Annotated in this window: 26 protein-coding genes and 1 pseudogene; 8 read left to right on the forward strand and 19 right to left on the reverse strand. The window is 62.0% G+C overall.

The annotated features are described in order from the left end of the window. Entirely contained in the window at positions 1–1092 is a 1092-nt protein-coding gene (locus ACAM42_RS21900; protein ID WP_369629384.1) for an LLM class flavin-dependent oxidoreductase, read from the reverse strand. A gap of 102 nt (positions 1093–1194) precedes the next feature. Between ACAM42_RS21900 and ACAM42_RS21905 the strand changes: the two genes are divergently transcribed. Then, positions 1195–2103, forward strand: coding sequence for a LysR family transcriptional regulator (locus ACAM42_RS21905; protein ID WP_369629385.1), 909 nt, complete (start codon positions 1195–1197; stop codon positions 2101–2103). On the opposite strand, the gene ACAM42_RS21910 is transcribed toward ACAM42_RS21905, so the two are convergent. Then, positions 2100–2981, reverse strand: a complete 882-nt coding sequence (locus tag ACAM42_RS21910; RefSeq protein ID WP_369629386.1) for an SMP-30/gluconolactonase/LRE family protein — start codon at positions 2979–2981, stop codon at positions 2100–2102. The genes ACAM42_RS21905 and ACAM42_RS21910 overlap by 4 nt on opposite strands. Before the next feature lie 137 nt (positions 2982–3118). Here ACAM42_RS21910 and ACAM42_RS21915 point away from each other — a divergent pair, with 137 nt between their 5' ends. After that, positions 3119–4081: a Bug family tripartite tricarboxylate transporter substrate binding protein gene (locus ACAM42_RS21915; RefSeq protein WP_369629387.1), complete on the forward strand. Its 963-nt coding sequence runs from the start codon at positions 3119–3121 to the stop codon at positions 4079–4081. Positions 4082–4186: 105 nt separating this feature from the next. Here the strand turns inward: ACAM42_RS21915 and ACAM42_RS21920 are convergent, their stop codons facing one another. The 4 genes from ACAM42_RS21920 to ACAM42_RS21935 all read right to left on the reverse strand — a co-directional run bounded on the left by ACAM42_RS21920 (position 4187) and on the right by ACAM42_RS21935 (position 8223). Next, positions 4187–5191 carry a Bug family tripartite tricarboxylate transporter substrate binding protein gene (locus tag ACAM42_RS21920; RefSeq protein WP_369629388.1) on the reverse strand — a complete coding sequence of 335 codons (1005 nt, stop codon included), beginning with the start codon at positions 5189–5191 and terminating at the stop codon, positions 4187–4189. 11 nt (positions 5192–5202) lie between these two features. Further along, positions 5203–6411 carry a CaiB/BaiF CoA transferase family protein gene (locus ACAM42_RS21925; RefSeq protein ID WP_369629389.1) on the reverse strand — a complete coding sequence of 403 codons (1209 nt, stop codon included), beginning with the start codon at positions 6409–6411 and terminating at the stop codon, positions 5203–5205. Between the two features lie 93 nt (positions 6412–6504). Next, the gene (locus tag ACAM42_RS21930; protein ID WP_369629390.1) at positions 6505–7263 is read right to left on the reverse strand and encodes an SDR family NAD(P)-dependent oxidoreductase; all 759 of its coding nucleotides are present in this window, start codon (positions 7261–7263) and stop codon (positions 6505–6507) included. Beyond that, positions 7264–8223: a Bug family tripartite tricarboxylate transporter substrate binding protein gene (locus ACAM42_RS21935; RefSeq protein ID WP_369629391.1), complete on the reverse strand. Its 960-nt coding sequence runs from the start codon at positions 8221–8223 to the stop codon at positions 7264–7266. 237 nt (positions 8224–8460) lie between these two features. Here ACAM42_RS21935 and ACAM42_RS21940 point away from each other — a divergent pair, with 237 nt between their 5' ends. Both ACAM42_RS21940 and ACAM42_RS21945 read left to right on the forward strand, forming a co-directional pair. Then, entirely contained in the window at positions 8461–9801 is a 1341-nt protein-coding gene (locus ACAM42_RS21940) for a M20 family metallopeptidase (protein WP_369629392.1), read from the forward strand. A gap of 513 nt (positions 9802–10314) precedes the next feature. Continuing rightward, entirely contained in the window at positions 10315–11817 is a 1503-nt protein-coding gene (locus tag ACAM42_RS21945; protein WP_369629393.1) for a tyrosine-type recombinase/integrase, read from the forward strand. 75 nt (positions 11818–11892) lie between these two features. Here the strand turns inward: ACAM42_RS21945 and ACAM42_RS21950 are convergent, their stop codons facing one another. The 4 genes from ACAM42_RS21950 to ACAM42_RS21965 all read right to left on the reverse strand — a co-directional run bounded on the left by ACAM42_RS21950 (position 11893) and on the right by ACAM42_RS21965 (position 14647). Then, positions 11893–12252: a hypothetical protein gene (locus ACAM42_RS21950; RefSeq protein WP_369629394.1), complete on the reverse strand. Its 360-nt coding sequence runs from the start codon at positions 12250–12252 to the stop codon at positions 11893–11895. Positions 12253–12600: 348 nt separating this feature from the next. Continuing rightward, positions 12601–12987 (reverse strand): hypothetical protein, encoded by a 387-nt coding sequence (locus ACAM42_RS21955; protein WP_369629395.1) that lies wholly within the window; start codon positions 12985–12987, stop codon positions 12601–12603. A gap of 92 nt (positions 12988–13079) precedes the next feature. Continuing rightward, positions 13080–13562 carry a hypothetical protein gene (locus tag ACAM42_RS21960; protein WP_369629396.1) on the reverse strand — a complete coding sequence of 161 codons (483 nt, stop codon included), beginning with the start codon at positions 13560–13562 and terminating at the stop codon, positions 13080–13082. Positions 13563–13627: 65 nt separating this feature from the next. Beyond that, the gene (locus ACAM42_RS21965) at positions 13628–14647 is read right to left on the reverse strand and encodes a serine hydrolase domain-containing protein (RefSeq protein WP_369629397.1); all 1020 of its coding nucleotides are present in this window, start codon (positions 14645–14647) and stop codon (positions 13628–13630) included. 354 nt (positions 14648–15001) lie between these two features. Between ACAM42_RS21965 and istA the strand changes: the two genes are divergently transcribed. Then, positions 15002–16534: an IS21 family transposase gene (istA, locus tag ACAM42_RS21970; protein ID WP_369632795.1), complete on the forward strand. Its 1533-nt coding sequence runs from the start codon at positions 15002–15004 to the stop codon at positions 16532–16534. Then, complete coding sequence (istB, locus tag ACAM42_RS21975) at positions 16527–17423, forward strand: IS21-like element helper ATPase IstB (protein WP_369629398.1); 897 nt, start codon at positions 16527–16529, stop codon at positions 17421–17423. Before istA ends, istB begins: the two co-directional genes overlap by 8 nt. Positions 17424–17520: 97 nt before the next feature. Here istB and ACAM42_RS21980 read toward each other — a convergent pair. Beyond that, positions 17521–17697: pseudogene (locus ACAM42_RS21980) on the reverse strand (IS5/IS1182 family transposase); the annotation flags it as partial. Between the two features lie 387 nt (positions 17698–18084). Here ACAM42_RS21980 and ACAM42_RS21985 point away from each other — a divergent pair. Continuing rightward, positions 18085–18453 (forward strand): hypothetical protein, encoded by a 369-nt coding sequence (locus ACAM42_RS21985; protein WP_369629399.1) that lies wholly within the window; start codon positions 18085–18087, stop codon positions 18451–18453. Here ACAM42_RS21985 and ACAM42_RS21990 read toward each other — a convergent pair. The 6 genes from ACAM42_RS21990 to ACAM42_RS22015 all read right to left on the reverse strand — a co-directional run bounded on the left by ACAM42_RS21990 (position 18445) and on the right by ACAM42_RS22015 (position 21852). After that, positions 18445–18894, reverse strand: a complete 450-nt coding sequence (locus ACAM42_RS21990; protein WP_369629400.1) for a GNAT family N-acetyltransferase — start codon at positions 18892–18894, stop codon at positions 18445–18447. The two genes, ACAM42_RS21985 and ACAM42_RS21990, sit on opposite strands and share 9 nt — an antisense overlap. A 48-nt stretch (positions 18895–18942) precedes the next feature. Further along, positions 18943–19383: a helix-turn-helix domain-containing protein gene (locus ACAM42_RS21995; RefSeq protein WP_369629401.1), complete on the reverse strand. Its 441-nt coding sequence runs from the start codon at positions 19381–19383 to the stop codon at positions 18943–18945. Positions 19384–19407: 24 nt separating this feature from the next. Next, positions 19408–20094, reverse strand: coding sequence for a hypothetical protein (locus ACAM42_RS22000; protein WP_369629402.1), 687 nt, complete (start codon positions 20092–20094; stop codon positions 19408–19410). Between the two features lie 145 nt (positions 20095–20239). Then, positions 20240–21061 carry a hypothetical protein gene (locus ACAM42_RS22005; protein WP_369629403.1) on the reverse strand — a complete coding sequence of 274 codons (822 nt, stop codon included), beginning with the start codon at positions 21059–21061 and terminating at the stop codon, positions 20240–20242. Then, on the reverse strand, positions 21058–21474 hold the full coding sequence (locus ACAM42_RS22010) for a hypothetical protein (RefSeq protein ID WP_369629404.1): 417 nt from the start codon (positions 21472–21474) through the stop codon (positions 21058–21060). The genes ACAM42_RS22005 and ACAM42_RS22010 overlap by 4 nt, the downstream gene beginning before the upstream one ends. A gap of 21 nt (positions 21475–21495) precedes the next feature. After that, positions 21496–21852 carry a hypothetical protein gene (locus tag ACAM42_RS22015; protein WP_369629405.1) on the reverse strand — a complete coding sequence of 119 codons (357 nt, stop codon included), beginning with the start codon at positions 21850–21852 and terminating at the stop codon, positions 21496–21498. A 165-nt stretch (positions 21853–22017) separates the two neighbouring features. Between ACAM42_RS22015 and ACAM42_RS22020 the strand changes: the two genes are divergently transcribed. Continuing rightward, positions 22018–22389 carry a helix-turn-helix domain-containing protein gene (locus ACAM42_RS22020; protein ID WP_369629406.1) on the forward strand — a complete coding sequence of 124 codons (372 nt, stop codon included), beginning with the start codon at positions 22018–22020 and terminating at the stop codon, positions 22387–22389. A 10-nt stretch (positions 22390–22399) separates the two neighbouring features. Here the strand turns inward: ACAM42_RS22020 and ACAM42_RS22025 are convergent, their stop codons facing one another. Both ACAM42_RS22025 and ACAM42_RS22030 read right to left on the reverse strand, forming a co-directional pair. Beyond that, positions 22400–22960 (reverse strand): hypothetical protein, encoded by a 561-nt coding sequence (locus tag ACAM42_RS22025; protein WP_369629407.1) that lies wholly within the window; start codon positions 22958–22960, stop codon positions 22400–22402. Between the two features lie 160 nt (positions 22961–23120). Then, positions 23121–23501: a type I restriction endonuclease subunit M gene (locus ACAM42_RS22030; protein WP_369629408.1), complete on the reverse strand. Its 381-nt coding sequence runs from the start codon at positions 23499–23501 to the stop codon at positions 23121–23123. Positions 23502–23608 lie beyond the last annotated feature (107 nt).

Consider the following 23608-nt stretch of genomic DNA (forward strand, 5'->3'; position numbering starts at 1 on the left):
TCAGGCCGCAGCGAGTTCGCTCTGGACCACGGGCCGATGCGGCGGATCGTTGGCGATCTCCTGCTGCACCGTCGGAATGATGACCTTGCCCCAGACCTCGAGCTGGCGCAGCATCGTGGCGTGATCGAAATCGCCCATCTGCGTCTGGAAGCAGTAGTGCACCGGCTTGAGCGTGCGGATTTCGTTGACCACGCGCTCGATCACGGTGTCGATGTCGCCCACGGGCAGCAGCGCGCGCATCTCGTCCAGCGTGGGCTCGCCCTCGACGATGCCTTCCTCGACCTGGTAGTCGTCGGCGATCTGCGCGGTGCGGCGCTTCAAGCTGACGGCGATGCGACGCTGGTAGCGGGCGCACTCGAGGTAGCTCTCGACCTCGTCCTTGTTGTTGCTGGCATAGGCCGCGCGCAACAGGCCGACCTGCACGCCGGCCGGGTCCTTGCCCTCCGCCACAGCCACCTTGTCGATGAGGGCCCGAGTGCTGGCCAGTTTCTCCAGGCCGCCGTCGCCGCCGGAGACGAACACGTGGTGGTCGGACTTCACGGCGCGCGACAGGAAGGCCGGGTCGACGCTGGTGATCCACATCGGTGGCATGGGTCGCTGCACCGCGCGCTGGCTGATGGCGCTCATCGGCTGCTGGTAGTACGCGCCGTCGTAGCTGAACTTGGGCTCCTTCAGGCCCGCCTCGAGCATGTCGAGCATCTCGAAGGTGCGGCCCTTGGCGGATTCGAGCGACACGCCGAAGCGCTCGAACTCGAACTGCTGGTAGCCCGAGCCGATGCCCAGGTTCAGGCGGCCGTTCGACAACTGGTCGACCATCGCCACATCGGCGATCAGGCGGGCCGGCGTGTACAGCGGAGCGACGACAATGCCGGTTCCCAGCCGGATGTTGCGGGTGACCGCGGCGCAGTGCGCGATCATGGTCAGCGGCGACGAGCACATGCCGTAGTTGCTGAAGTGGTGCTCGGCGTACCACGCGGCCCCGAAACCCAATTCGTCCGCCAGTCGTGTCTGCTCGATGGCGTCGCGCAGGATCTGGTGGGAGGTCTTATGCTTGTTCCGCTGCTGCATCAAAATGAAGATTCCGAAATCCATCGCTGTTGCTCCTGGTTGGCTGGTGTTGATCGAGGTCCATCGTAGGAACTCAACGCCTGCGTGGATCACCAGCGAACGCACAGCTTCTTTGCGTCTTTCGAAATGAAGGCCCTCGACTCGCTGCGCATCTTTGTGGCCACCCAGCGCAAAGGCAGCCTCTCGGCCGCGGCCCGCAGCCTCAGCCTCTCGCCCGCGACCATCTCGCGGCGCATCAGCGCACTGGAAGAAGAACTGGGCGTGCAACTGGTGGACCGCACCAGCCGCAACCTCAAGGTGACGGAAGCAGGCCAGGCCTTCCTGGAGCGGGCCGAGGCGATGCTGGAACTCATGAGCGAGGCCGAGCAGGCCGTGCACAACGCGCGCCAGCGACCAGAAGGCCGCCTGCGCGTGCATTCGCGCACGCACATCGGCCTGCGCGTGCTGGCACCGCTGCTGCCGCGCTTCGCGGAGCTCTACCCCGACATCCGGGTCGAGCTCGAACTCTCCGAGCATCCGATCAACCTGGTGGAACACGACTTCGACGTCGACATCCGCACCGGAGAGTCCAACGATTCGGGCTTCGTCATCAAGCGGCTGCAGTCCAGCGACGAAGTGCTGGTGGCCAGCCCGGCCTTCGTGAAGACCTACTCGCGCATCCGGCATCCCAGCGACCTGCCGCAGGTGCGCTGCCTCACCTACCGGCGTGAGCGCGAGGTCATCACCTGGAAGTACATCGATCCGGCAGGTGAACAGCAGGAACTGGCCATCCAGGGCGTGCTCAGCGCCAACAACGGCGAACTGCTGCGGCTGGCTGCCATCGGCGGCATGGGCGTGGCGCTGCTGTCCGAGGCCACCGTGCGCGACGACCTGCGCGACGGCACCCTGGTGCGGCTGCTGCCCGAGTACCGCTTTGCCGTGCGGGCGTTTTCCAACGGCGTCTTCGCCGTCTTCCGGCAGAGCCGCGTGCTGCCGCTGAAGGTGCGTGCCTTCGTGGACTACGTGGCGGACGCACTCCGAAGCGAGACCCGCTAGACGTCGGCGAAGTGATGGGGCAGACGCCCCGTGGCGGGCAGGCCGGTGATCACGAACAGCCCGCCATCCTGCGCCTGGTTGCCCTCCAGCCGCGCGCTGCGTGAAATGCTGGTCAGGTACATGTGCTCCAGGCGGGGCCCGCCGAAGCAGATGCTCGTGGGATAGCTCACCGGCAACTCGACAAGGCGCTCCAGCGTGCCGTCCGGGGCATAGCGCGCCAGCTTGGCGGCGCGGGTCAGTACTGTCCAGAGGAACCCTTGTGTATCGACCGTCGCGCCATCAGGCCCGGAGTCGAAGGCGTGCGTCTTTGCAAACAGGCGCTTGTTGCGCAAGGGGCCATCCGGGTCGTAGTCATAAACCCAAATGGTTCGCTCCAGGCTGTCGGCCAGGTACAGCACGCGGCCGTCGGGGCTGAAGCAAGGCCCGTTGGCAAAACCGATGTCGTCGGCCAGGTGCTCCACGCGAAGGTCGGGGCGCAGCCGGTAGAGCCCGCCCTTCACCGCCTCGCCGGCCCGGCGATCGACGTGCATGGTGCCCGCCAGGAAGTTGCCCGCCGGATCGCACTTGCCATCGTTGAAGCGGACGTTCGGATGGTCCACGGGAATGCGGGCCAAGTGCGCCAGCGTGCGCGTGACGAAGTCATAGCGCGCAAAGGTGTGGCGCAGCGCCACCACGACAGCCTCGCTGCGGCACGGCGCGATCGACCCCACGGGCGCAGGCAACGGGTGCGGCTCGGGCAACCCGGCCTCGGGCTTCAAGCGCCACAGCGTGCCGGCCAGCGCGTCGATCCAGTTCAGCGCCTGTGCATCGGCATCCCAGCAGGGGCTCTCGCCCAGTTGATCTTTGGTCGTCCCGACCCGGGTGATCTTCACGGTCATCGGGCAAGTGTGCGGGCGCGCTGGCGCCCCTGTCGGCGCATCCCGCAAAGCTGCTTTTCATTCCTTGCAGATCACTGCTGGGAGCTGCGCCCTAGACTGAATCCAGCGTTCGATTCGAACCAGAACAGGAGACAAGAATGAGCTATCGAAAACTCGTCATGGGGTTGGCGCTGGGTGCCTGCGCCCTCGCCCCGGCCCTCGCCCTTGCCCAACAGGTGACCCGCCTCGTCGTGCCCTTTGCGGCCGGCGGTGGCACCGACCAGTACTGCCGCATCCTGGCCCAGGAACTCGGCAAGCAAGGGCTGAACGTCATCATCGAGAACAAGCCCGGCGCCAGCGGCATCCTGGCCGCCGACTACGTGGCGCGCGCCAAGCCGGACGGCCAGACCGTGCTCGTGTCGTCGCTGGGCACGCTCGCGAACAACAGCGTGCTCTACGAGAAGCTGCCCTACGACCCCGTGAAGGACTTCGCGCCGGTCACTCAGATCGCTTACCAGCCCGCCATCGTCGTGGGTCGCACCGACCTGCCCTACAAGAACATCAAGGAAATGGTGGCCTACGCCAAGCAGAACCCCGGCAAGATCAACCGCGGTTCGCCCGGCGCAGCCATCCTGACCAACCTGGCACCCATCGCTTTCGAAAAGGAACAGGGCATCAGCACATTGCACATTCCTTTCAACGGCGACGCCCCAGCGCTGCAGGCCCTGCTGGGCAACCAGATCGACATCCACGGCACGTCCATCACGGGATCGCTGCCCTACGTGAAATCGGGCAAGTTGCGCGTGCTCGGCGTGATGGATTCGCGGCGCCTGCCGCAGGTGCCCGACGCCCCCACGTTCAAGGAACAGGGCTTCGACATGGAAGCCACGCTCTGGTACTCCCTCTCGGTGCCTACCGGCACGCCCAAGCCGGCGATCGACCGGCTGAACCAGGCCGTGAACCAGGTGATCGCAGACCCCGACTTCGTGGCCCGCGCCCGCGCCATCGGCATGGAGCCCCGCGGCGGCACGCCCGAAGAGCTGGCCCGGTTCATCAAGGTCGAGGCGGACCGCTGGCTTCCGATCTTGCGCAGTTTGAATCTGCCGAAGCAATCGCACTGATCCTCGGGGCCCCATGCACAACGCCCCGGAACTCAAGCCTCAAAGGGCTTCGGGTTCCGGGGCGTTGTTGCGAGGGCGCCGGCACTCGAGGGTGCCAACCCAAAATCAGATCGAGATGTCCTTCTCCGACGCCACCTTGTTCCAGCGCTCGAACTCGCTGGCCATCCGGCGCTTCATGACTTCCGGCGGCTGGTAGGCACTGAGCGCGCCGATGGTTTCGAGCCCGCGCTTCGTGTCCGCTTCGGCCAGGATGCGGCGCAGTTCCGAGTCGAGCCGGGTCACCACGGCGGCGGGCGTGCCGTTGGGCACGATCAGGCCGCTCCAGCTGCTCACATTGAAGCCGGCGAAGCCTTGCTGCGCGATGGACGGCACCTCGGGCAGGAAGGCCCGGGCATCGGCAGAGCCGAGCGCCAGTGCCTTGAGCCGCCCGCTGCGGATGTGCGGCATGGCCGCAACCAGGTCCACGAACATGGCGCCGATCTGCCCACCCAGCAGATCGGTGATGGCCGGCGCACTGCCCTTGTAGCCCACGTGCTGCATGGGAAAGCCGCCCATGTCCTTGAGCTGCTCCATCGCCAGGTGGCCGATGCTGCCCGACCCCGCGGTGGAGTAGTTGACCGGCTGCGCCTTGGCGGCCGCGATGAAGCCCTTGAGATCGTTCACGCCCGGCAGCACCAGCGGGTTGATCATCAAGACCAGCGGCAGGTCGTAGACCGACGCCACGCAGGTGAAATCCTTGCGCACGTCGTACTGGTTGTTCCTGTAGACGATCGGTGCCACCAGCGCGGGCATGCCGAACATCGACACCGTGTAGCCGTCGGGCGCCGACTTGATCAGCGACGTGGTGCCGATGGACCCCGAGGCGCCGGGACGGTTGTCCACGATGACGGGCTGACCGAGCGCGCCGGTCAGCTTCTGCGCGACCAGCCGCGCGGTCGCATCGGTCGGGCCGCCGGCCGGAAAGGCCACGACCATGCGAACGGTTTTTTCGGGCCAGCGGCTCGCCGCGTTGGCGCCGCCGGACAGCGACGCCAGCCAGGGCGCCGCGCCGGCCGCGAGGCACGACTTCAGCAGGAGCCGGCGCGGGGCGGCGGGTTCGGTTTCTCGCATGCGATGCAATTTCATTTGATGACGCTTCTTTGGCTCAGGGATTCAAGTTGGCCGTCGCCCATGTCGAGCAGCTCACGCAGCACTTCGGCCGTGTGCTCCCCCAGGTGCGGCGGGTGGTGGCGCACGCCCGCGCGTGCGCCGTCGATGATGTAAGGCGGCGCGTGGACGGCCTGCGCCCCCGCCTGCGTGTCTTCGAAGCGGTGCCAGACCTGCGTCTGCGCCGTGCGGTCCGACTGCAGCGCGTCATAGAGGCCGAGCACCTCCCCGCAGGGAATGCCCGCCGTGTTCATGCGTTCGATGAGAACGGCGCGCGAGAACTGCCCGATCTTCGCGAGCAGCAGCGGCAGCAACTCGTGCCGGTGCTTCGAACGTGCGGTGTTGGTGGCGAACTTCGGATCGACCGGCAGCTCGGGGCAAAAAATCACCTCGTCGCAGAACTTCCTGAACTGGCCGTTGTTGCCGACGGCGATCACCACCGGGCCATCAGCAGCCTCGAACACGCCGTAGGGCACGATCGACGGGTGCGAGTTGCCGAACTTGGCGGGGTCGCCCTTGTTGAGCCACGCCGTGAGCCCGTAGTACGAGGTGATCATCATCCCGCTGTCGTACAGCGACATCTGGATGTGGCGGCCCTCGCCGGTGCGCGTGCGTTCGTAGAGCACGGCGAGGATGGCCTGGGCCGAATACATGCCGGTGAACATGTCGACCGCGGCAATGCCGAACTTCAGCGGGCCCTGGCCTTCTTCGCCGTTCATGGCCATCAGGCCCGTCTCGCCCTGGATCACGAGGTCGTAGCCCGGCCGCGCTTTTTCCTCGCTCAGCACCGAGTAGCCCGAGATCGAGCAGTAGATGAGCTTCGGGTTGAGCTTGCGCAGGTCGTCGTAGCCCAGGCCCATCTTCTGCGCGCCGCCGTACTTGAAGTTCTGGATGACCACGTCGCACTGCGCGGCGAGCTGGCGCACGATGTCCTGGCCCTCCTTGTCCTGCAGGTCCACGCAGATGGAGCGCTTGTTGCGGTTGCAGCTGTTGAAGTAGGACGTGTTGTGGCTGCCGATGCGCACGCCCCAGTCGCGCGTGTCATCGCCGCGCTCGGGATGTTCGACCTTGATCACGTCGGCGCCCAGGTCGGCCAGCGCCATGCCGCACAGAGGGCCTGCCATGACCCGCGACAGGTCCAGCACGCGCACGCCGGCAAGGGGTTGCATGAAAGTTGGGTTCATTCGATGGTTCTCGGGTCTTGTCTTCGATGCGGTTCGCCTGTTCGCCCAGGCGATCGCCGGACGACCGCGCACGGCGCAGCCGCGCGGCCTCCATCAGTTGGCGGTGTAGCCGCCGTCGACCGGCAGGATGGTTCCGGTGACGTAACGCGCCTGCTCCGAGGCCAGGAACACCACGGGGCCCGCGATGTCCTGCGGATCGCCCACGCGACGCAGGAACGTGCGGCGCACCATCCGCTCGTGACGCTCGGCGTCATCCGCGATGTGGGCGGTCATCGGCGTCATGACCAGTCCGGGGGCGACGGCATTCACGCGCACGCCGTGCGGACCGAAGTCGCGCGCCAGGAATTTCGTGAGCTGACCGACCGCCCCTTTTGAAGCGCCATAGGCCATGTGGGCCGAGGTCGCCACGAGCGAAGTGATGGACGCCACATTGACGATGGCACCGCGCGACTTGCGCAGGCCTTCGGTGCATGCCAGCGTCAGGTTGAGCACGCCCTTGACGTTCACCGCCATCACGTGGTCGATGTCATCCGAGAGCGACTGCGCCTCGAACGCCGCGCTGCGGCCGCCGACGCCCGCGTTGTTCACGAGCACACCCACGGGGCCCCAGGCTTGCTGCAGGTCGGCGACCACGGCCTCGCATTGCGCGGCGTCGCGCACGTCCAGCGCATAGGGCCGGACGCGGTCGGCGGCATGGCCCGTGCGGCCTGCGGCTTCATGGGTCCTGTCAGCATCGATGTCCGTCAACGCGACACGACAGCCCGCCTCCAGCAAACGGGTTGCAATGGCGAAGCCGATGCCCTGGCTCGCTCCGCTGACCAGGGCCACCGTGTCATTGAACAACCGATGCATTCAATGCCCCTGCTTGGGCAGGTCCAGGCGCTGGAGCAATGGAACCCAGCGCTCGGTCTCGGCCTTCACATAGGCGGCCAGCGCCTGCGGCGTTCCGCCTCGCGGCTCCATGCCGATCGCCTGGGAACGCGCGATGAAGTCCGGATCGACCAGCACCTGGTTGACGGCGCGATTGAGCTTGTCGATGGTGTCCGTGGGCGTGGCGGCTGGCGCGGACAGCGCGTACCACAGCAGTGCCTCGATGTCGTAGCCCTGCTCCTTGAACGTGGGCGCATCGGGCACCTGAGGCAGGCGCTTGGCGTCCATGACGCCCAGCACACGCATCTTGCCCGCCTTGACGTGCAGCAGCGGGCCGGTGATGGAGGTCCCCTGAATGTCGATCTGGCTGCCCAGCAGCGCCTGCAAGCCGGGCGAATCGCCATTGAACGGAATGTGCGTCGTGCGAATGCCGGCCATGCCCTCGAAGGCCAGCGGCGCCAGGTTGGTCAGGATGGACGCGCCCGGCGAACCGCGGTTGATCTTGTCCGGATGGGCCTTGGCATAGGCCACCATTTCCTTGATGTTCTTGTAGGGCAGGTCCGAACGCCCCACGATGATGGTCGGCTGGTAGGCGATCTGCGTGACGGGCGCGAAGCTCTTCACCGGGTCGTAGGGCAGCTTGTCGTACATCACGGTGTTGCTGGCCAGAATGCTCAGCGAGCTCATGAGCACGGTGGTGCCATCCGGCTTGGAACGCGCGACGTTGTCGGCGGCCACGATGCCGCTGGCGCCGGGCTTGTTGTCGACGATGGTCTGGATGCCGCGCTTGGTGAGTTCAGCGGCCAGCAGCCGCGCGTACTGGTCGGTGCCGCCGCCGGCCGCAAAGGGCACGACGATGCGAAGGGGTTGCTGGGCCTGCGCCGTGCCGACGGCGAGGACGAGGCCGAGCAGAAAGCCGCCGAGGCGCTTCCGGGATTGCATGGCGATGTCTCCTGAATGGGGTGCCGAGATGGCTTTCCTCAGTTTAGGAGCGCGGGCTCGGCGGCATGCATCAAGGGATGAAAAGGTGCTTTGTAGTTTCGGGAGGAACGTCCGAGAGGTGTCCACCTACAGTGAACCGCCCTCGGAGGAAGCCACCGGCGCTGCACGGGGAGGAAACGCAGCTTCATCTTCGCAAGATTTCACAACCTCACATCCATCAGAAGGAAAAGCGACATCGTGAACGTCCTGAAACCACTCCTGTGTGCAGCGGCAATCGGCATTCAAATGGCCACCGCTTGCGCGGCGACGCCGCAGCCCTTGCTTGTGCGCGCGCTCGCCTTGTCCGATGCAGCCGAGCCGGACGTCATCGCGTGGCGTCGTCATCTTCATCAGCATCCAGAACTTGCGTATGCCGAAGTCGAAACGGCCAAGTACATTGCTGCCGCGTTGGGCAAGATCCCAGGTGTCGAAGTCCAGACCGGCATCGCCAGGACCGGCATCAAGGCCGTACTGCGTGGCGGCAAGCCCGGCCCGGTGGTTGCGTTGCGCGCCGACATGGACGCCCTGCCTGTCGAGGAGCGCAACGACCTGCCGTTCCGTTCAACGGCCAAGGCTCTGTGGCGTGGCCAGGAAGTTTCGGTGTCGCATGTCTGCGGCCACGACGCACACGTAGCCATGTTGCTGGGCGCGGCTCAAGCCCTTTCGGCCATGCGAGAGGATCTGCCCGGCACGGTGGTCTTCCTATTCCAACCGGCCGAAGAGATCGGCCCCGGCGCCGAAAACCCCAGCGGCGCGCTGGCAATGGTCAAGGCCGGCGTTCTGGACAATCCCAAGGTCGATGTCGTATTGGGCCAGCACATCGGCGCACAAGCGCCCAAGGGCTCCATCTCCTATCGACCTGGTGCCATGCTGGCCAGCATCGACGTGTTCAACATCAAGCTCAACGGCGCTGGTGGGCACGGTGCCGCGCCATGGGCGGCCAACTCTCCCATGTTGGCGGCGGCGGAAATTGCCCTGGGCTTGCAGAACATCGTCAGCCACCGCACCAACCCGACGATCGATGGAGGTGCCACCGTGGTGACGGTAGGCATGCTGCAAAGTGGCAACCGCTTCAACATCCTGCCCGAGACCGCAGAACTCTCGGGCACGGTACGCGCGCTGTCGGCGCAGAACCAGAAGGTCGCCCACGAGCAGATTCGCATGAAAGCCGAGCACATCGCGGCCAGCTACGGCGTCAAGGCCAATGTGCGCATCGATACCGGCGAGGGCTACGGCGTGCTTGTCAACGATGCGCCGACCACGATGGCGCTCGTCGATGCATTGAAGGCTGCAGCAGGAAAAGACAAGGTCGCGGAGATCTTGCCGTCAATGGGATCGGAAGACTTTGGCGCCTTCGGCGGCACGGGCGTGCCGGTGGTGTTCTGGATTCTGAACGCCTCGCCGTACCCCGATCGGGCCGGCCCGACCAATCATTCGCCGTTGTTCACCGTCGATGAATCCGCGATGCGCATCGGGGTGAGAGCCTTGACCAGTGCGACCCTGGCGCAAATGACACGTGCAAGGACAGGCACGCCCTGATGAATCGGATGGTGCAAGCCGCGCGGCACATGCCCTTGGAACTTCGCCCACAACTCGCTGAAGGATTTGCGCATCCAGAAACGCGCCTTCACTGGATGCATAAAGAAAAAGCCGCCGCTCAAGTGAGCAGCGGCTTGATGTGTGTTTCTGTTGGCGCCACTCCGATTCGCCGAGCGAGCGCCGCTCGGCTCTTAGCCTGGCCCCAGTAGTTGGTCCATTTCCTTGGGGGAAATGTCTTCGCGGTCTGGCGGTCGTGCCAACATCTCGGCCAGATCGAAGCGTCGCAATTGAGGGCACCTCTAGGATACGGACACCCAAAATGACGAAGGGGTTAGCAACTATTACGTTGCTAACCCCTGTCAATTTTGTGTGAAAGGATTCGAACCTTCGACCCCTTGCACCCCATAAAATTATCCAGGAATCCGTAGCACATCCTATTGGACGACTAGGCTCCGCGATTTTCCATTAAAATCAATAACTTACAGAAAATTATTTGTCCAAATGGTGCCAGGAGTGTCCAGCAAAAGCCAGACCCTTGTTTACCCCTTTGTTTACCCCTTGGAGATTGCAATGACCCGGTATCCACGGTCCGGAAAAGGTCGCGAATGGACCGTAAAAGAGTTGGAATCGATCGGCACCGATTGGGCCGGGGACTCCCTGAGCGATGGCGGAGGACTGGTTGGAAGTGTCAGGATCAGCAAGGATGGTTCTGCTTCGGTGCGCTTCAAGTACGCGTTTCGATGGGCGGAGAAGGTCACCTGGTATCAATGCGGTACCTGGCCAAAGGTCCCGCTTAAAGAAATTCGTAAAGCTCGCGACGAGGCGCGGTCGTTGGTATCGCAAGGCGTCAATCCCATCGATAGTAAGCAAGCCAAAAAGATCACCAACCAGGCTGAAGTTGAAGCGGTAATAGAGAAAGCCAAGGAAGATCAGCTGAAGAACAGCGACTTCAATCGCATGTTCCGCTCGTGGCTGAAGGACGGCGTAGCGCGGAAAGACGGGAACGCTGAACTGCTGCGCGCCTTCGAAAAAGATGTTCTTCCAGCCATTGGCCCCCTCCCCGTCAAGAATCTCACAGAACATGAACTACGAGCGGTGCTAAGAGCTGTAGTTGCGCGCGGAGCCAATCGAATGTGTGTCAGGCTCTATAACGACATCGTGCAACTGTTCGCCTGGGCAGAAAAGCGGCAGCCCTGGCGAGCGCTCATGATTGAGGGCAACCCAGCAGAACTACTCGAAATCGAAAAAATCGTTGCGCCATCTTACGATCTCACGGAGATTCGTGAACGTGTACTTGACGCCTCCGAAATTCGCGAGCTCTGGCAGATTTTTTCGACGATGGAGGAAGACTATGCAAAAGCCGAAGATCGGCGCAAGGCCAGCCGGCCGCCGAAGCAAGAAACTCAGCTTGCTATGTGGATATGCCTTTCGACCATGTGCCGAATTGGCGAACTTCTTTCATCCGAATGGCAGCATGTGGACCTAGAAAAAGCGACGTGGCTCATTCCAAAGGAGAACACGAAAGGCACGCGAGGCAAGAAGCAAAATCACAAGATTTTTCTTTCAAATTTCGCACGTCAGCAATTTGAGGCGCTAAAGAGTATCTCTGGTGACTCTCAATGGTGCTTTCCCGCAAGGAATGCAGAGAGCGGCGACACACATTTGAATCTCAAGAGCATGAGCAAACAGATCGGCGATCGCCAGATGTGCTTCAAGGACCGCAAGCCACTAAAAAATCGGAAAAATGACGACTCGCTGGTTCTTGCGCGCGGCACCAAGGGAGAGTGGACTCCGCATGATCTTCGGCGAACCGGCTCAACGATGATGCAAGCCCTAGGAATCGACCTCAATACGATTGATCGATGTCAGAACCACGTACTTCCAGGTAGCAAGGTACGCCGACACTATCAGCACCACGACTACGAAGAGGAAAAGCGTCGAGCATGGGATCTGCTGGGTGAAAAATTGGAATCGATTCTCACCCCTGAACTTCCGGTTATCTCGCCGATGTCCTAGCACTCTGACCAGGCAAGCCAGATCGAAATGCACGCTGAAGGATCAAAGCGCTTTCATTAATGTGCAATCCATTTTTCAATCCTCCTTGCCCCTCACGACCTCACCGGCAGCGCGCTGAATCGACGCGGGGCTCAGCCTCGGTTGCAGCCGCTCACATGCCGCCAAGCCGTCGACGACCAGCACCCTTGCGGCCCCGTCGATTGCGGTCTCCGCCGACAGCCCCACCAATGCCTTCGCAGCGCCGTGCACGGCACACAGGTCCGCATCATCTCCATCAATGCAGGCGTCCTCGCATGCGGAGACCACCCCGTAGATGATTGCCCCGGCTTGTTGCACCAGAGCCTGAACATCGTCGCCGATCAGCGCATGAATGCTGGCCTTGACATGATCGGCCTGCCAGGCTCGACGAATTTCGGCTTTCTGAAACAGGTTCAATCCCGTTCCCGGTTTCCGACGTGTTCCCTTTCGCACTTTCTCCACTCCCCAAAAAGATTGCGTTCAATGAATAGAGCTTACTGCCGGGGAACAACGACGAAGCTCTTTCGCAAGAGGCGCGTCATCTCGCGTGCACTCCGTCCTCTTGCTACGCCCGACCGCACTACTCGCTGGCATGGACGCGCGACTCGTCATTCAATGCCTTCACACATGGCATGCGCCGATTCTGCGATGTGCGCCGGGCAAGCCCTCAAGTGACCGCTCTGGAGCAGCGCGAATGTCGCAAAGGGGCCCTAAGCCGAAGTTTGCTGTTCTCGAAAGCAGTCGTTTATCTGCTCACACCGGTGCTCACCAAAGGTCCAGTCGGTCAAACTGAAACCGGACAGTTTCGGCACCAGCCGGGACATCCTCGAAGTTGAAAACGAAGCCGCGCACCTGGACCAGTCCCTCAGCTTGATCGACTACTTCGCCGCAACCGCGATACCCGGAGCTCCCGTGACGCTCCAGCCGCTCTGCACCGGCGAGTGCTTTCTCGTCTGCCGGCCAGTCTTGTAGGTATGGAGACTGCAGTTCGCCAACCATGACCGGATGCAGCAGGTTGGGAACTGTTTGGCCAACCTTGTAAGAGCACTGAAAGCAGAAGGCCACCACCGTGGCCACATCGCTGGAAAGTGTGACATCAGCGTCCTCGCTATCTGAAAACCAGTTGATGCTCGAAATGGTGAGGTGACTCATCGAAGGCGCGATTCTTGGCTTAGTTGATAGCTTGTCTCGGACGACCGCTGCTGGCCGATTGCAGCATGTTTCATCCACCTAGCTTAGGGTTCTTATTTGCGGCTTGCATTTGACATGCCCCAGGGAACGTAGTCCTTGCTCATTACCGCCTTCAGTGCCTCCCTCTCCGACTCTGGCATGGGTTCAGCAGATTTGATGGTGATCTGGTCAGTGAGTTGAGCATTGCATGCCACTGCCACTTCGTCTCCAACAGCCGCTCCTGGTGGCCAAGGGCGGTTGAACACGTCCACCGCAACCAGCGTTACCAACTGCTTGGAAAGCTCCGAAACCTCCGGATTCGCCATTGCCTTATCGAGTCGCGACCGAAGCTCCTCCAAGCTCATGCCTGAATATCTCTTTTCATTGGAGGAGCCCGCGATACGCCCCATTTCAGTACAGAGGTTCCAACGGGACAGCATTGCCAAGGACAAGGCTGTTTCTGTTGCGAACAGACTGCGAAAATCTTGTGCCGCTACCTGCTGCAGGAAACCCGTGCATACGAGAAGCAAGGCGGATTGAGTGATTCTGCTATTCATTTTTTTGTAGCACGGCTGCGCGACGGAGGTCTGCTATTGCCGCCGCAGGCGGAAGTTGAGCGGGTTCACTCTGTGACACACGCACGCAGCCACCTGAAGGCAGGATGTTCGCCCGGCAGGGTAGCTTCCGCCGCCGCATCCATCAAGCGAAGGCCGCGGTTGCTGTTGGTCAACAGGACGACGGCTGACTGAGTTATTGGATTGCCCATTGCGAAGGCCCTGATGCCGTCCATCTTTCCCCACTGGAAGAATGTGCCGTCAGTTGCTTCAATTCCCCACCCGAGACCCCAACCGATGTCTCGTTCAGTCTCGGGGGGACTGTCCATTAGATGGATGGCGTCCCCTCGCGGCACCATCACAGCGGGCGTCAACCATCTTTGGTGTGTCATCTCTCTCAACGACGAGCCATTGAGAACAGCGACCATGAACTTTGCGTAGTCGCCAGCCGTCGTCTGAAGGGAATAGGAGGCATGAGCTGCAGCTGGGCGATGCTTTTCAAGCCGCTTGCCACCCTCATGAGGCATCGCAAAGTCCTCGCTGAAGCGGTCACGCCATTGGAAGCTGGACGATTGCATCCCCAGCGGGTCGAACACCAGGCGTTGTGCAAGCGCCTCCAACGGCTCGGTTGAGACGGCCTCGAGTGCCATTTGAAGGAAGGTAAAGCCGACGCTGGAATAGCTGAACCAGCTCCCTGGGGGAAAGTGGGTCCGCAGCGGCTCGTCGCCCCGAAGGTTCGGCAGGCCTGAGGTGTGCGTCAAAACATGGCGGGCTGTGATGGGTGACGAGGCGAGCTGCGGAGGAACGCCTTTCTCGACTATTCTGGACAGGGGTTCGTCGAGGTCGAGAGTACCGCCATCCACGAGCTGAAGCGCAATGTATGCGGCGACAGGCTTGCTCAACGAGGCGACATCGAAAACCGTCGTTTCGACGACTGGCCGCTCGACGTCAAGTTCTGCCACACCCATTGGCGTGACCTTAACCTTCCCATCCTCGACCGTGGCCAAGGCCACGCCCGGTATGGCCGCTGCGGCCATCAGATGGTGCATCGAGTTTTCGAAGGTTCGGCAATCGTTCATGTTGAGCATGGATGTCAGGGAACGGAGCACGTCGTCCGCTTACAAATGGCGCATGCTAGCGAAAGTCCGGTTCTGGCCGACGGTGATCTTACGCAAGGCGACCTCGCCCCTTTTTGCCTATCGCAAGTAAGAAATTGCCTGCTGAAGGGTGCCTGCGGGCGGTTGGCGCTCGAAGATTCGAAATTCCGCCGCCTGCGAAGCTGCGATACCCGCGACGATGCCCTCTGCAATCCCGGCGCCCAATCCGGCTGTGTTAGTGCCGATGCAATCTTGACCAGCTAAACCGCAAAGTGCCAATCCAATATTGACCAGGGTGTTCCACTGACCTGCTGAGAATTTCAGCAGGGATTCAAGGTGATCACCATGGACATGATTGGCAAGGTCAGGCGCATGAGGCTGCGCGACCAACTCTCTCTCAGTGAGATCGCAAAGCGCACGGGCCTGTCGCGCAACACGGTCAAGAAGTGGCTGCGGGCTCCCAGCGATGTTGTGCCGAAGTACGAGCGGGTGAAGCTCGAGGGCAAGCTCACGGCGTTCGAGCCGACCCTGCATCAGGCGCTCACAACCGACAGCCATCGCCCCAAGCAAGGGCGGCGTAGCGGCCGTGCACTGTTTGCCCAGATACAGGCGCAGGGCTACCGTGGCGGTTACAGCGCCGTCACCGACTACATCCGGCGCTGGCGGGTGGAGTCGGCAGCCAGTCCGGCCAAGGCGTTCGTTCCGATGAGCTTCGAACTGGGCGAGGCCTTCCAGTTCGACTGGAGCGTCGAAGCCATGGTCGTCGGTGGCGTGTTCTACAACGTGCAAGTGGCGCACCTGAAGCTATGCGCCAGTCGAGCCTTCTGGCTGGTGGCCTACCCCAGCCAGGGCCACGAGATGCTGTTCGACGCCCACACCCGCTCGTTCCAAGCACTCGGCGGCGTCACCCGGCGCGGCATCTACGACAACATGCGCACCGCCGTGGACAAGGTGCAGCGCGGCAAGCAGCGCACCGTCAACGCGCGCTTCGCTGCCATGTGCAGCCACTACCTGTTCGACCCCGACTTCTGCAACGTCGCCTCCGGCTGGGAGAAGGGTGTGGTCGAGAAGAACGTGCAGGACAGTCGCCGGCGCATCTGGATCGAAGCCGCAACCCGGCGCTTCGGCTCGTTCATCGAACTCAATGCCTGGCTGAGTGAGCGGTGTCGTTCGGTGTGGAGTGACACCACGCACCCGATCCACCGGCAGTTCACTGTGGCCGAGATGTGGGAGTTGGAGAAGCCTCACCTCATGTCCATGCCGGCCCCCTTCGACGGCTACGTTGAGCGGCTGGCCCGGGTCAGCAGCACCTGCCTGGTGGCCGCCGCGCGCAACCGTTACTCCGTACCGTGCGAGTGGGCCGGCCACATCGTCAGCACCCGCGTCTATCCCGAGAGAATCGATGTAGCGGCCGCGGACGCCGTCGTAGCCAGCCATGTCCGGCTGCCAGGCAGCGGCCAGACCAGCTACGACTGGCAGCACTACATCGAGCTGGTGCAGCGCAAGCCGGGCGCCTTGCGCAACGGCACGCCATTCCTGGACCTGCCGGCGCCGTTGCTGCGCTTGCGCCAGTCGCTGCTCAGGCACCCTGGAGGAGACCGGGTCATGGCACAGGTGCTGGCCGTGGTGCCGCAGGCCGGGCTGGAAGCGGTGCTGGTGGCCATCGAGCTGGTGCTCGAAGGCAGAGCGCCCAGCGGCAGCATCAGCGTTGAGCACGTGCGCAACGTACTGGCCCGCTTGAACAACCCGGCCACGCCAGACCAAGCGCAGACGTCCCTGCGACTCACCCAGGCGCCTAAGGCCGACACCGCGCGCTACGACCGGCTGCGCCCCACCCACCAGGATCATCTGGACGGACAGGAGGTTGGCCATGCGTGAGACCTCCATCGATGTACAGGCCCAACTGAAGGCGCTGAGGCTCAACGGCATGGCCACGGCCTGGGCCGATCTGACGGAGCAAGGCGGCGATACGACCCTGGCCGCATCACGCTGGCTGGTGGAGCACCTGCTGCAGGCCGAAGATGCTGACCGGGCAATGCGCTCCATTGCTCACCAGATGAAGTCGGCGCGCTTCCCCATGCACCGCGATCTGGCCGGGTTCGACTTCTCTGTCTCGCAGGTCGACCGCGCGTTGATCCAGAAACTGGCGGACCTGTCGTTCACGCAGGATGCGCAGAACGTGGTGTTGGTCGGTGGACCAGGCACTGGCAAGACCCACCTGGCCACGGCGCTGGGGATTGCCGGGCTCACCCGGCACGCCAAGCGAGTGCGGTTCTACTCCACGGTCGATCTGGTCAATGCCCTGGAGCATGAGAAGAGCCAGGGACGTGCCGGACGCATCGCCATGAGTCTGGTGCGCATGGACCTGGTCGTGCTCGACGAGTTGGGTTATCTGCCGTTCAGCCAGGCCGGTGGCGCCTTGTTGTTCCACCTGCTGTCCAAGCTGTACGAGCACACCAGCGTGATGATCACCACCAACCTGACGTTCGGGGAGTGGTCCAGTGTGTTCGGCGACGCCAAGATGACCACGGCGCTGCTGGATCGCTTGACCCATCACTGCCACATCATCGAGACGGGCAACGAGTCCTACCGCTTCCGCCACAGCACGCACGAAGCCAAGGGGCGCATCAAGACGCGCGAGCAGACCAGGAAGACAACTGCGGCTCAGGGGAGCGAGGTCGCGGAGGAAGGGGCCTCGCCTGACGGCTCGGGAATACCAACAATCGGTTCAAGAAAAGGAGGACCTACCGAGGCATCCAACCTATAGTTATCCACAGCTGGCTCCTACCGGAACCAGCTCCAGCCCCTGGTCAATGTTCGACTGGCACTGCTGATCTCGATTGCACTGGCGCTAACACAATGGCAAATGGCGGGCGACCTGTCTTGGCCCGAGGGCTGTGCGGCTCGACGATCTGCACCAGCGCGCTCCAGGGCACCACACGATCCATCTCATCGAGGAACTCGCGCTTGCGTGTCTTCTTCGTCGACAGGTTCAGGCCCAGCCCAAGTTGGCTGGGCGACGTTACGCGTTTGGCAATCATGGGGGCAGATCAAGCAAGGCTTGGGCCGGTTTTGCAGACAATCCTTAGGACTCAAGGCAATACTTCATAGGCTTGGGACTCGCCCGTGATGTTGCCATGCTCATCGACCCGTCGCTGCGGTCGTGCCAAATTCTTCGCCGACCTCAGAGGCCCGCTCCTGGTCAAACTGAGATTGCTACCAACTCTGTAGGCAGGCCTAGCGTGCAGGTATGCGCAAGTCAACCCCCGGTGGCGCGTCGCGCCGAGCGGCCGTGCTCAGCCCGATGGACTTACCTGCGGCGACCGCCGACGTAGTGACTACCCTTGCCGCTACGGCTTCCACCGACACGCCGACTACCGGATCGGTTCGCCGCCTCGAGAATCGGCGCCGATGAAGCGCCGGTAACGTTGAACACCAAGCCGCCCGGCATCGCCAGAGGCCCCGCATTGGAACTGCTGGCAGCGGCGGTAAGCAGGATAGCGAGCATTGCTGTTTTCATTAATTCTTGCCTCCTCATGCCGAGCTGGATCGGGCGCCCGGCTCTCCCCGTACTTGATGGACAGCGTATTCGCGATGCTCTCATGCTACGCATCAGTCCGCGACCCCATCGGGATACCTTATTCATGGGAGGAAGTCCTGGAGCAACTTTTCCTCAGTTCCTCGAAGATTTCCTGTTGGCCATCGAAAGCCTGACCGAGCGCCCACAGCCTTCTTTGAGGGAAAACCCGATTTCGATCAATTTCCGTCGCATTCACTCGGCGCCCGGATCAAGATGAGTGATCGCACTCCATGTGCAATCGCTCGGGCTCGGACAGCACGATGCGAAAGCCATGTCTGACATAGAAATGTTGGGCGGGATTGACCCGCAGAACGCGAAGTCGCATCGGAAAACCTTTGATGCTCGCGCAAGCCAGCAGGTCAACAAGAACAGCAGAGCCTAGACCCTTGCCCCTGAATTGCGGAAGCAGATATAGCTGTTCGAGTTGATGATGGTTCGACAAGACATCGACTCGAAGTGTCCCGGCATCCACCTCATCAAGTTGGATGATGCGCATGCGCCCAGCCGCGCAATCTGTCGCTTGCGCCAACCGTGCTTCCTCTTCAGGCCAGACTCCCCACGTCTGAAGCGCATAGGTCTTCATTGACTGCACCAGAACGTCGTAGCAAAACGGCGAATCGAGCGTGCCAGCAAGACGCAGACTGTATTTCGGCAGCATGTTCAGCTGTCCAATGGCCGAGGGGCGCGCTGGAGGGCGTCGGACGTTCTATTCCTCTTGAAGCTGCTGCGCTACGTCCCGCTTGCCCAAGCTCCGAACCGAAGCCAGAGATTCGAGCTGAGCGGCGCGTGGTCGAGCCTTGCCTTGCTCCCAGTGGTAGATCGTCTGACCCGAGACGCCCACCAGCTTGCCATAGGCCGCAGCAGACAGTCCGAGCTTGCTGCGGTGCGCGGCCAACCGACTGGCGCTGAAACGGCGTGCCGTCCCCTGCTCGACCGGCTCCGTCGTAGCCGGTGCGGACCGCGCTCGCGCTGAGCCCTTGTTGACCCGGCGCAGCTCTTTCTCCAAGCTGTCGATTTGACGGCGCAGCGCAGCAATCGAACTACGATGCTGTGCCGATGCCTTCTTGAGCGTTTCGATCTCGGTGCGAACCTCCTTGCGAGCTACGCGGGAGATTTCGGCTTTCAGAATGGTTGCGATATTTGGCATGCCCGCATTGTGCAGGCCAATACCTTAAGCGTCGAATTTCGCTTCCTCGGCAGCTTCAGTGACGGTTCGATCAACCAGCGAGACCTGGAACACCACGCCATAGATCGCCTTGGTCTTGGGCTCTTGGCGCGAATCCCCGATCCGTGTGTGAATGCACTTCACAATGACCTGCTGATGATCCGGCAGCTCTGCGCTCTTCGTGGATCGGATTGCCTCAATCTCCTCGGCAAGCTCTTTGACGATCCGCGCGACCTCCGTTTCTGAACGTCGAAGAATCGTCACCAAGTAGCCGTGACGCCAGCGCTTACGGCCAGAGTTCAGAGCCGCCATCGAGATGATGCGCTGCGCGTCACCGATGATCTTGGTGCCGCGCTTCACCTCGATGATGTAACGCGGAATCCCTGTCTGCTTGTTCAGCAACACGACATCAAAGCGAGCAGTGTCCTTGCCAATCGCGGTCCGAGCATCCACCGTCTGCCGAGCTGAGTTCTCATACATGGCCGCCGGATGCTCCAACCGGAATCTCAACGTCGGAAACGCTGCGACCAAGCCCTGTGCGAGATTGACGTTGATCAAGTATTCCGGCGCATCACGGAGATCGCTGTTCGGATCGCCCTGTTCGGCGTACATGCGCGCCGCACGCTCAAGCACTTCAAGAATTTCGAGCTGAATTGCAGAACGATGGGCAGTCTTGACAAGGGCATCAGGCATACGTTTTGACTTCAAGTGGTCGGTGTCGTTGGCGTTGCTTCTGGACGTATTCTCGCAACCTCTCAGACTTCACGCTGTCGCGCAGTCCGGTGCGGCTGACGCCCCCTCTGCTAGCGCGCATCGCCACGCCGTCTCGCGTCGGCGGTCACGATCTCCACTCAATCCCGTGCAGGCTGTCCAGCGTCACACCGCCTTCGGGTACGAACTGGCTGCCGAGCGTTAACGTTGCGCGCGATCCAATCCGCTTGTTGAACTCGGGTGGACGCTCTGCCCACTCGCTACAGATCGGAGCTTCAGTACAGAGCGCCGACTTCAACTCGCCTGCCGCCGTCTTGTACTGGAGATGGCACAAGTCCTCGCAGTTGAGCCAGATCAGCGTGGCATCTGCGACCGTCTTCGTTGGACCCGGTGTTGTTGGCGCAGGAGTCGATGGCGCAGCGGCACCAGGCGCCGATGGAGTCGACGGAGCAGGAGACGCTGCGCCAGTCGTGGCCGGCTGCTTCTGGGCGGGCATGTTAGCGATCGCTCGCTTGAACGCCGCATCACCGGTCATTACTCCGAGAGACAGCACGAGGTAGTCATGCCCCCGCATCTCGACCAGCAGATCCTTCCTGTCGTCGGTTTGTTGAATCGTGTACTCGACTGACGAGACTTCGGTGCCGCTCGGCACAATCATCTGGAGTTGAGCTGCGCAACTGCGCTTGCGGTGCTCCTCATCGGTTCCGGTCGTCCGGACCATTGCCAACTTGACCTCCGTCGCCCTCTCGACCTTTTCCAACCAACCGGGCTCACGAGTAGAAAGGTCCAATCCCCTCGCGACCGAGTTGACCAGAATCTTCTTGAGCAAATTCTGAGCTGTCGGGTCCGTGCAGGTAGGTAGAGAATCGTCAGCACAGCCAACGAGCATGGCCGTGCCTGCCAGTATCAATGGCGCGACGAAGCGCCTCCAGCTCTTGAGCGTGTTCATCGCTTGAACCCCATGACCAGCGAGATGACCAGCGTCATCAAGAAGCACAGGATCTGCTGCGTCGATCCGATCGGCGTCGTCAGCGTGTACAGGTAGTACACCGACGTGATGATGATGCCGGTCTTGAAATTCTTGGGGAACGTCTTCACGGATCCTTTGGCGTCGTAGTGCATCGAGCCGGTCAGCGCGATCAAGCCGGTGACAGCAGGGATCGTCAGAAACGACGTGATCAGGAACCAACGACGGCGGTACCACGGCACCTGGGAATAGGTGCTGGGGGCGCCGATCAATGGCGCGGCCACGGTCGCTCCGGTCGCGGCGGCCACGACTTGCGGAGCGCCGCATTTGGGGCACGTCGGTGCCGTTTCATGAATCTGTGCGCCACAGCCGCGGCAATGCACGAACGTTGTCATTGAAGTTCTCCTCTTCAGTTGTTAAAGATTGGCGAGACAGATCAGCAGACCGATGCCTGCTGTCACGAGACCAACCACGGCGGCAACGCGGCCGGGTTTCTGGTGATAGATGCTCAGAACGCCACAGACGATGGCGATGAGCGAAAGAAAGAAGCCACCGAGCAGTTCGTCGCGGTCGGCTGGACTTCCGTCGCTTAAGAGGCCCAACAGCGTCAGAACGCCGAGCACGCACGAGACGATGGCCAGAACCGGGCTGCCGGCCGGTTTCGAGGCAGCGCCGCCGGCGACGTTCGGCTGCGGAGCACCGCAGTGGGGACATGCCATGGCCAGGGCGTGCAGCGGCTCGCCACACGCGCGGCAGTAGACCGAAATCTCCATCCGTTCCTCCTTCTTTCTAAGACAGCGAAGGCGAAGTACAGGCATCCGCTCCCCTAGGTCAGCTTCACAACTGCATCAAATTGAGTCGTTTACAACACATTGATTCTGCCACTGTGTCGTTTAAGACGTTTCCCGTAGAAGCACATTCCGTGAACCTTGCCGGCTATGAAAACTGCCGTTGCGAGGAAAAAACAACGGAACGAGCACACGGTTGGCGCACTGCCAAACGCGGTGACGCTGGCCCTGGGGAACAATCTGAAGCGATTCCGAAAAGCTGCCGAAAAAACTCAAGTTGAGTTGGCGTTCGACGCCGAAGTGGAGCGTTCACGGATATCGAAGATCGAAGGTGGCCATGTAAATCCGTCGCTTCTGACGCTCGCGACGCTCTGTCATTGCCTTGGCATAACGCTTCCGGAGTTGTTCGCCGGAATCAACGAAACAATGGCTCCGTCATCAGAAGGCGGGAAGCTGCGAAGGAAGAACCAGGCGGTCTTGAATAAGGTGACGCGTGGTCCACAGCGGCGACGGACCGCATAGTCCTGCCAAACTAGCCTCCTTCACTGCGACCGCCGAGTACCCCATCAGCGCGCACTACTGAGATGGCAGACATCAGCCTCACCGGCTCGCTGTGACCGGCACTTTCGTAACGCCACTCCACCGACTTGCGCCGGCGCTTGAAGTCGATCGGTCTGTCGATCTTCAGCATCCCGTTGCAGCAAGAGAACGGCAGTGCGTCGGCTGACGGATCGAGCACCAGCAGCGAATCGACCGTGAATTTCTGGCCGAGCATGTGGCCGCCGCATCCAACGCCCAGCAAAAAGTGACGGTATCGGCCGTCCTTGAAACTCTCGTACGCAATCAGGGTCAGCTGTCCTTTCAAGAGCGACTCGACGGCGAACAGATCGACGCCGTGGTCGAAGCCGTCCGCTGACCGGACAGTGAGCGGCAACTCCATCGCTTCAAGCGCGTCCACGACGTCTTGCGCGTACGCCCCTTCAAGCCAGCTATCGCCCAGCACGGCAAAGAGGTCGGCCGCCACGCCGTACTTCCGGTGAGCCATGGAAAGCAGCGCGCTCCTCTTCGCTACGTCGAGAATCACGAATGCCATTGCGAGGCAGTGCAATGCACAAGCACTATCCATCTCACTCTGGCGTATGTGGACCGGCACAGGGTCCAGACGCCGGCTCTTGGTCGTCAACACGCTTCCGACAGTGAGCGCCGCGTGGTACCGCTGGACGCGAAATCCGCTCTTCGTCAACCGCGCCACGTCAGTACTCGTCGGGGCAGAGCAGCGTCGTGCTGGACCGGTCGGCTTCGGTGATGCACCACACGGTCGGCGTGCGCCGCCGTTCTTGCTCGGTCATGCGTTCCAGCGTCGCCGCATCGAGCAGCCGGTACACGGAGAAGATGCGGCCACCGTCGGCCAGTGCCAGCACGTTGCTCGCCGCATCGTCCGTGCAGACGTCGCCCCAATCGCCGCTCTGGTGCCGCACCAGCAAACACGCGGGACCGACTCCGTGTTTCTCCAGCAGTTCCAGAGCGCCTGGCGTTGCCAGTGTCCGGCCGAGCGCGAACAGCGGCTGCGCGTTCTGCGGTGCTGCTGGCGTGCAACGGTGCTTGCGAATGTTGGGGTCTAGGAGATTGCACATGATTTCCCTTTCGATGGCGGTGATGAAGTAATCGGAATGGGCGTGTGCCGGCCTTCAACCGGCAGACCAGGCGGACACGTCGAGACATAAAAAAGCGGCCTGAAAGA

This window comes from Variovorax sp. V35, assembly GCF_041154465.1.
GTDB classification, from domain to species: Bacteria; Pseudomonadota; Gammaproteobacteria; order Burkholderiales; family Burkholderiaceae_C; genus Variovorax; species Variovorax boronicumulans.

What these genes read in the sequence shown, in the direction of transcription:
- ACAM42_RS21900 (WP_369629384.1), bottom strand. Translation starts at nt 1,092, where the DNA reads ATGGATTTCGGAATCTTCATTTTGATGCAGCAGCGGAACAAGCATAAG.
- ACAM42_RS21905 (WP_369629385.1), top strand. Translation starts at nt 1,195, where the DNA reads ATGAAGGCCCTCGACTCGCTGCGCATCTTTGTGGCCACCCAGCGCAAA.
- ACAM42_RS21910 (WP_369629386.1), bottom strand. Translation starts at nt 2,981, where the DNA reads ATGACCGTGAAGATCACCCGGGTCGGGACGACCAAAGATCAACTGGGC.
- ACAM42_RS21915 (WP_369629387.1), top strand. Translation starts at nt 3,119, where the DNA reads ATGAGCTATCGAAAACTCGTCATGGGGTTGGCGCTGGGTGCCTGCGCC.
- ACAM42_RS21920 (WP_369629388.1), bottom strand. Translation starts at nt 5,191, where the DNA reads ATGCGAGAAACCGAACCCGCCGCCCCGCGCCGGCTCCTGCTGAAGTCG.
- ACAM42_RS21925 (WP_369629389.1), bottom strand. Translation starts at nt 6,411, where the DNA reads ATGAACCCAACTTTCATGCAACCCCTTGCCGGCGTGCGCGTGCTGGAC.
- ACAM42_RS21930 (WP_369629390.1), bottom strand. Translation starts at nt 7,263, where the DNA reads ATGCATCGGTTGTTCAATGACACGGTGGCCCTGGTCAGCGGAGCGAGC.
- ACAM42_RS21935 (WP_369629391.1), bottom strand. Translation starts at nt 8,223, where the DNA reads ATGCAATCCCGGAAGCGCCTCGGCGGCTTTCTGCTCGGCCTCGTCCTC.
- ACAM42_RS21955 (WP_369629395.1), bottom strand. Translation starts at nt 12,987, where the DNA reads ATGAGTCACCTCACCATTTCGAGCATCAACTGGTTTTCAGATAGCGAG.
- ACAM42_RS21960 (WP_369629396.1), bottom strand. Translation starts at nt 13,562, where the DNA reads ATGAATAGCAGAATCACTCAATCCGCCTTGCTTCTCGTATGCACGGGT.
- ACAM42_RS21965 (WP_369629397.1), bottom strand. Translation starts at nt 14,647, where the DNA reads ATGCTCAACATGAACGATTGCCGAACCTTCGAAAACTCGATGCACCAT.
- istA (WP_369632795.1), top strand. Translation starts at nt 15,002, where the DNA reads ATGGACATGATTGGCAAGGTCAGGCGCATGAGGCTGCGCGACCAACTC.
- istB (WP_369629398.1), top strand. Translation starts at nt 16,527, where the DNA reads ATGCGTGAGACCTCCATCGATGTACAGGCCCAACTGAAGGCGCTGAGG.
- ACAM42_RS21990 (WP_369629400.1), bottom strand. Translation starts at nt 18,894, where the DNA reads ATGCTGCCGAAATACAGTCTGCGTCTTGCTGGCACGCTCGATTCGCCG.
- ACAM42_RS21995 (WP_369629401.1), bottom strand. Translation starts at nt 19,383, where the DNA reads ATGCCAAATATCGCAACCATTCTGAAAGCCGAAATCTCCCGCGTAGCT.
- ACAM42_RS22000 (WP_369629402.1), bottom strand. Translation starts at nt 20,094, where the DNA reads ATGCCTGATGCCCTTGTCAAGACTGCCCATCGTTCTGCAATTCAGCTC.
- ACAM42_RS22005 (WP_369629403.1), bottom strand. Translation starts at nt 21,061, where the DNA reads ATGAACACGCTCAAGAGCTGGAGGCGCTTCGTCGCGCCATTGATACTG.
- ACAM42_RS22010 (WP_369629404.1), bottom strand. Translation starts at nt 21,474, where the DNA reads ATGACAACGTTCGTGCATTGCCGCGGCTGTGGCGCACAGATTCATGAA.
- ACAM42_RS22015 (WP_369629405.1), bottom strand. Translation starts at nt 21,852, where the DNA reads ATGGAGATTTCGGTCTACTGCCGCGCGTGTGGCGAGCCGCTGCACGCC.
- ACAM42_RS22020 (WP_369629406.1), top strand. Translation starts at nt 22,018, where the DNA reads ATGAAAACTGCCGTTGCGAGGAAAAAACAACGGAACGAGCACACGGTT.
- ACAM42_RS22025 (WP_369629407.1), bottom strand. Translation starts at nt 22,960, where the DNA reads ATGGCATTCGTGATTCTCGACGTAGCGAAGAGGAGCGCGCTGCTTTCC.
- ACAM42_RS22030 (WP_369629408.1), bottom strand. Translation starts at nt 23,501, where the DNA reads ATGTGCAATCTCCTAGACCCCAACATTCGCAAGCACCGTTGCACGCCA.